This is a genomic window from Azospirillum formosense, from assembly GCF_013340925.1.
In the GTDB taxonomy this organism is placed as follows: Bacteria; Pseudomonadota; Alphaproteobacteria; order Azospirillales; family Azospirillaceae; genus Azospirillum; species Azospirillum formosense.
This window is the reverse complement of sequence record NZ_WHOR01000346.1, coordinates 1-4,982: the sequence shown is the minus strand read 5'-3', so window position 1 is coordinate 4,982 and position 4,982 is coordinate 1. Positions and strand designations below refer to the sequence as shown.

Below are 4,982 nucleotides of genomic sequence, written 5' to 3'. Positions count from 1 at the left end.
CGCCATCTCCCTCCCCCGCTTGCGCAGGGGAGGGAGATGGCGTCCGTCCCCTCCCCTGCGAAGCGGGGGAGGGTTAGGGTGGGGGCAACACTTCCCCCACCCAACAGGCGTGCGAGGCGCTCATGCCCCGAACCGGCGCAACGACCGCCATCCTGGCCGCGGTCCTTTTCGGCCTCAGCACGCCGCTGGCGAAGCTGCTGGTCCACGATCTATCCCCCTGGATGCTGGCGGGCCTGCTGTATCTCGGCTCCGGAATCGGGCTGGGGCTGGTCCGTCTGCTGACAGGGTCACGGAAGCGCGGCGAGCGCGGCCTCCGCGGCGCCGAGTGGCTCTGGCTGCTGGCCGCCGTCGCTGCGGGTGGAGTCGCCGGGCCGGTGCTGCTGATGGCCGGCCTGACCGCGACGCCGGCCTCCACCGCCTCGCTGCTGCTCAATCTGGAAGGGGTGTTCACCGCCCTGCTGGCCTGGTTCGTCTTCCGCGAGGGCGTCGATCGGCGGCTCGTCGCGGGCATGATCGCCATCGTGGCGGGGGCGGTCGTGCTGTCCTGGGGCGGACCGGTCAGCCTGGACGGCGGTTGGGGACCGGCCGCGGTCGCCGCCGCCTGCCTGATGTGGGCGGTGGACAACAACCTGACCCGCAAGGTGTCGCTGGCCGACCCTGCGGACATCGCCACGATCAAGGGGCTGGTGGCCGGCACCGTCAATGTCGGGATCGCCCTGGCGCTCGGCGATGGTCTGCCTGCCGCGCCGACCGCGGCGGCGGCGATGCTGGTCGGGCTGCTCGGCTACGGCGTCAGCCTCGTGCTGTTCGTGGTCGCCCTGCGCCACATCGGCGCCGCCCGCACCGGGGCCTATTTCTCGACGGCCCCCTTCGTCGGGGGCATCGCGTCCCTGGCGATCTTCGGGGAGCCGCTGACGGTCGGGTTGGCCGTGGCCGCAGCCCTGATGGGACTCGGCGTCTGGCTGCACCTGACGGAGGACCACGACCACGAACACGACCATGACGAGATGGAGCACGACCATCCGCATGTGCATGACGAGCATCACCGGCACCATCACGATGGCCCGGTGACCGAGCCGCACACCCACCGGCATCGGCACGTGCGCCTGAGGCACCGGCACGCCCACTTTCCGGATGCCCACCACGTGCACAGGCACTGAGGCTTGGGTCGGATCGACGGACGTTTTAAAAAGAATGGGATGATTCGGCCGACGCCGCGTGCGACAGGGCGGTGCCACACCGCGGGGAATTCCACCGCTTCCGGGCGAATTCCTGTGTCGCAACACTGTCTTGGGGGTGATTGGTGGAGCCGAGGAGGATCGAACTCCCGACCTACGCATTGCGAACGCGTCGCTCTCCCAGCTGAGCTACGGCCCCACACACCGTCACCGGCGTGCGGCGGATAATGGTGATGCGGAGGGAGACTGTCAAGCCCTCTGAACGCGCCCGATTGCGGGCATCGGCGGTTGCGCGCAAGGGCATGGCAGGGGGATGGTGGCGGCCCGCCGCGCGGCACTGGACAGCACTCGCCGCTTGTGCTTAGGGTGCCCCGCAAAATCGGACAATAAAGGGACGGGCCGGGCATGATTGCGCTCTACCTGCTGATCGACACCGTTCTCAGCCTCTATGTGTGGCTGCTCATCGCTTCGGCGGTGCTGAGCTGGCTGGTGGCCTTCAACGTCGTCAACACCCGCAACCGTGCGGTCTATGTCATCGGCGACTTCCTCTACCGCATCACGGAACCGGTGCTGCGCCCGATCCGCCGCGTCCTGCCGAACATGGGCGGCCTGGACCTGTCGCCGATCGCCCTGATCCTGTTGATCTTCTTCATCCGCAACCTGATGGCGGAATACTGGCCGCGCTTCTGATGCCGGGACCTTCGGAAGCCGCTCCCTTCGAAGCCGTGGCGGACGGTGTCCGGCTGGCGCTGCGGGTGACGCCCAAGGCGTCGCGCAACGCCATCGCCGGGCTGGCCGCCACAGCGTCCGGAGGAACGGCCCTGAAGGTGACCGTCACCGCCGTGCCGGAGAACGGCAAGGCGAACGAGGCGGTGGTGAAGCTGCTGGCCAAGGCGTGGAAACTGCCCAAGACCAGCCTGACGGTGGTGGCCGGCGCCACCGACCGGAACAAGATTGTCCATGTGGCCGGCGATCCGGCCGACCTGATGCGCCGGCTGACGGCGCTGGTGGAAACAGCAAAGCCTGATACGGGGAACAGCGATGGCTGAGGCGAGGATCATCGACGGCAAGGCGTTCGCCGCGGGGCTGCGCGCCCGCGTGGCCGAGGGTGTGGCCGCGCTCAAGGCCAGCCACGGCGTCACCCCCGGCCTCGCCGTCGTGCTGGTGGGCGAGGACCCGGCGAGCCAGGTCTATGTCCGGTCCAAGGAAAAGGCCCTGGCCGACCTCGGCATGAACAGCTTCGACCACCACATGCCGGCCGACCTCGGCGAGGTGGAATTGCTGGCCCTGATCGACCGGCTGAACGCCGACCCGGCGGTGCACGGCATCCTGGTCCAGCTTCCCCTGCCCAAGCACATCGACACCCAAAAGGTTCTGGCCCGCATCGTCCCGGAAAAGGACGCGGACGGCTTCCACGTCGTCAACGCCGGCCTGCTGGCGACCGGCAGCCCCGGCGCCATCGTGCCCTGCACCCCGCTGGGCAGCCTGCTGCTGCTCCGCGACACGCTGGGCGCCGACCTGAAGGGCAAGCGGGCGCTGGTGCTGGGCCGCTCCAACATCGTCGGCAAGCCGATGGCGCAGCTTCTGCTCCAGCAGGACTGCACGGTCACCGTCGCCCATTCCCGCACCCAGGACCTGCCCGGCGAATGCCGCCGCGCCGACATCCTGGTCGCCGCGGTGGGCCGTCCGGAGATGGTGCGCGGCGACTGGATCAAGCCGGGCGCCGTGGTCATCGACGTCGGCATCAACCGCGTGCCGCACCCGACCGAGCCGGGCAAGACCAAGCTGGTCGGCGACGTCGCCTACGACGAGGCCGTCAAGGTCGCCGGCGCCATCACCCCGGTGCCGGGCGGCGTCGGGCCGATGACCATCGCCTGCCTGATGCTGAACACGCTGGCCGCCGCCTGCCGCGCCGCCGGCGCCCCGGTCCCCGCCGAGGCCCTTGCATGATCACGGTCCACGCCCGGGTTGGCGGCCGCGTGGTCGAGCAGCCGCTCGCCCTCGGAGAGCCGCTGCCGCCCAACACGGTGTGGATCGATCTTCTGCGGCCCGACGAGGCGGAGCGTGCGCATGTCGGCGCCGTCACCGGCTGCGACCTGCCGACGCGCGAGGAAATGAAGGAAATCGAGGCGTCGAGCCAGCTCTACACCGAGGGGGAGGCCGTCTACCTCACCTCCTCGGTGATCGCGCGGGCCGATTCGCCGATGCCGGAGCAGGGCGAGGTCACCTTCGTCCTGACCCCCCGGCACATGATCACGGTGCGCTTCACCGAGCCGCGCTCCGTCGCCACCTTCGCCGCGCGGACCAGCCGCCAGCCGGAGCTTCTGGCCAGCGCCGAGGACGCGCTGCTGGGCATCCTGGACGCGGTGATCGACCGGGTGGCCGACGTGCTGGAGCTGATCGGCGCCCGCATCGACGGGCTGTCCGCGCGCATCTTCACCGACTCGCTGAACAGCAAGGGGGTCGGAAGCTCCAAGAAGCCGGACGAGCTGCAGGGCGTGCTGCGCGGCATCGGACGGGCCGGCGACCTGACGCACAAGGTGCGTGACAGCCTCGCCGGGCTGGACCGGCTGGTCGCCTTCCTCTCCTCCGTCGCCGCCGGGCGGCTGACCAAGGAGCAGAAGGCCGCGCTGAAGACCCTGACGCGCGACCTGCGGTCACTGAACGAGCACGCGGGCTTCCTGGCGCACGAGGCGAACTTCCTGCTCGACGCCACGCTCGGCCTGATCAACATCGAGCAGAACGCGATCATCAAGATCTTCTCGGTCGTCTCCGTGGCGCTGATGCCGCCGACCCTGATCGCGTCGGCCTACGGCATGAACTTCCACCACATGCCCGAGCTGGACTGGGACTTCGGCTATCCCATGGCCATCGTGATGATGGTGCTCTCCGCCGTCGTGCCGCTCTGGTACTTCCGCCGCCGCGGGTGGCTTTAACCGGAAAAAGGGAACCGCCGATGATCGTCCTGTCCGATGCCGCGCTCGACGCGCTTCTCGCCCAGGACGTTCCCTACGGCGACCTGACCACCGACTCGCTGGGCATCGCCGCCGCCCCGGCGCGCATCCGGTTCACGGCGCGCGGCGCCATGGTGCTGGCCGGGACGGAGGAGGCCGCCCGCCTGATCGAGAAGGCCGGCGGCACCGTGACGTCCGTCCGGCCCAGCGGCACGGCGGTGGAGGCCGGGGTGCCCTTTCTGGAGGGGCACGGCCCGGCGGGTGCCCTGCACCGCGGCTGGAAGGTGGCGCAGACGCTGGTCGAATACGCCTCCGGCATCGCCTCCCGCGCCCGCCGCATCGTGGAGGCCGCCCCCGGAGTGACCATCGCCTGCACCCGCAAGAACTTCCCCGGCGCCAAGGACCTGTCTGTCAAGGCGGTGCTGGCCGGCGGGGCGGTGATGCACCGGCTGGGCCTGTCGGAAACGATCCTGGTCTTCCCCGAACACCGCGCCTTCCTGTCCGGATCGCCGGAGGCGTGGATCGCCGATCTGCGCCGCCGGGCGCCGGAAAAGAAGATCGTGGTGGAGGTCGACACGGTGGCGGACGCCATCGCCTTCGCCCAGGCCGGGGCCGACGTGCTGCAACTGGAGAAGCGCACGCCGGAGGAGGCTCGCGCCGTGGTCGAGGTGACGCGCGGCCTGCCGCGCCCGCCGGTCGTCGCGGCGGCGGGTGGGGTGACGGAGGACAACGCGGCGGCCTACGCCGCCGCCGGCTGCCCGCTGCTGGTCACCACCGCCCCCTTCTTCGGGCGCCCGGCGGATGTGAAGGTGGTTCTGGAACCGGCGTGACGCCCCAGCCCCTCTCCCGC

At 70.3% G+C, this 4,982-nt stretch carries 6 protein-coding genes and 1 tRNA gene; 6 read left to right on the top strand and 1 reads right to left on the bottom strand.

The annotated features are described in order from the left end of the window. Positions 1-122 precede the first annotated feature (122 nt). A complete protein-coding gene (locus GBZ26_RS26805; protein WP_174441438.1) occupies positions 123-1,160 on the top strand; it encodes a DMT family transporter in 1,038 nt (345 codons plus the stop codon). 141 nt (positions 1,161-1,301) lie between these two features. On the opposite strand, the gene GBZ26_RS26800 is transcribed toward GBZ26_RS26805, so the two are convergent. Continuing rightward, positions 1,302-1,377, bottom strand: a tRNA-Ala gene (locus GBZ26_RS26800). Positions 1,378-1,583: 206 nt separating this feature from the next. Here GBZ26_RS26800 and GBZ26_RS26795 point away from each other — a divergent pair. From GBZ26_RS26795 to modD, 5 genes are read left to right on the top strand one after another with little or no spacing between them, the layout of a single operon-like run. Then, positions 1,584-1,868, top strand: coding sequence for a YggT family protein (locus GBZ26_RS26795; protein WP_014238675.1), 285 nt, complete (start codon positions 1,584-1,586; stop codon positions 1,866-1,868). Then, positions 1,868-2,227 (top strand): DUF167 domain-containing protein, encoded by a 360-nt coding sequence (locus GBZ26_RS26790; protein ID WP_174441437.1) that lies wholly within the window; start codon positions 1,868-1,870, stop codon positions 2,225-2,227. Before GBZ26_RS26795 ends, GBZ26_RS26790 begins: the two co-directional genes overlap by 1 nt. Continuing rightward, entirely contained in the window at positions 2,220-3,128 is a 909-nt protein-coding gene (folD, locus tag GBZ26_RS26785) for a bifunctional methylenetetrahydrofolate dehydrogenase/methenyltetrahydrofolate cyclohydrolase FolD (protein WP_174441436.1), read from the top strand. Before GBZ26_RS26790 ends, folD begins: the two co-directional genes overlap by 8 nt. Continuing rightward, the gene (locus GBZ26_RS26780) at positions 3,125-4,114 is read left to right on the top strand and encodes a magnesium transporter CorA family protein (protein WP_174441435.1); all 990 of its coding nucleotides are present in this window, start codon (positions 3,125-3,127) and stop codon (positions 4,112-4,114) included. Before folD ends, GBZ26_RS26780 begins: the two co-directional genes overlap by 4 nt. A gap of 20 nt (positions 4,115-4,134) precedes the next feature. Beyond that, positions 4,135-4,962, top strand: coding sequence for a ModD protein (gene modD / locus GBZ26_RS26775; RefSeq protein ID WP_174441434.1), 828 nt, complete (start codon positions 4,135-4,137; stop codon positions 4,960-4,962). Positions 4,963-4,982 lie beyond the last annotated feature (20 nt).

Excerpts from the sequence above, each read along its gene's own strand:
- modD (WP_174441434.1), top strand. The coding sequence starts at position 4,135 with ATGATCGTCCTGTCCGATGCCGCGCTCGACGCGCTTCTCGCCCAGGAC.
- folD (WP_174441436.1), top strand. The coding sequence starts at position 2,220 with ATGGCTGAGGCGAGGATCATCGACGGCAAGGCGTTCGCCGCGGGGCTG.
- GBZ26_RS26780 (WP_174441435.1), top strand. The coding sequence starts at position 3,125 with ATGATCACGGTCCACGCCCGGGTTGGCGGCCGCGTGGTCGAGCAGCCG.
- GBZ26_RS26795 (WP_014238675.1), top strand. The coding sequence starts at position 1,584 with ATGATTGCGCTCTACCTGCTGATCGACACCGTTCTCAGCCTCTATGTG.
- GBZ26_RS26790 (WP_174441437.1), top strand. The coding sequence starts at position 1,868 with ATGCCGGGACCTTCGGAAGCCGCTCCCTTCGAAGCCGTGGCGGACGGT.
- GBZ26_RS26805 (WP_174441438.1), top strand. The coding sequence starts at position 123 with ATGCCCCGAACCGGCGCAACGACCGCCATCCTGGCCGCGGTCCTTTTC.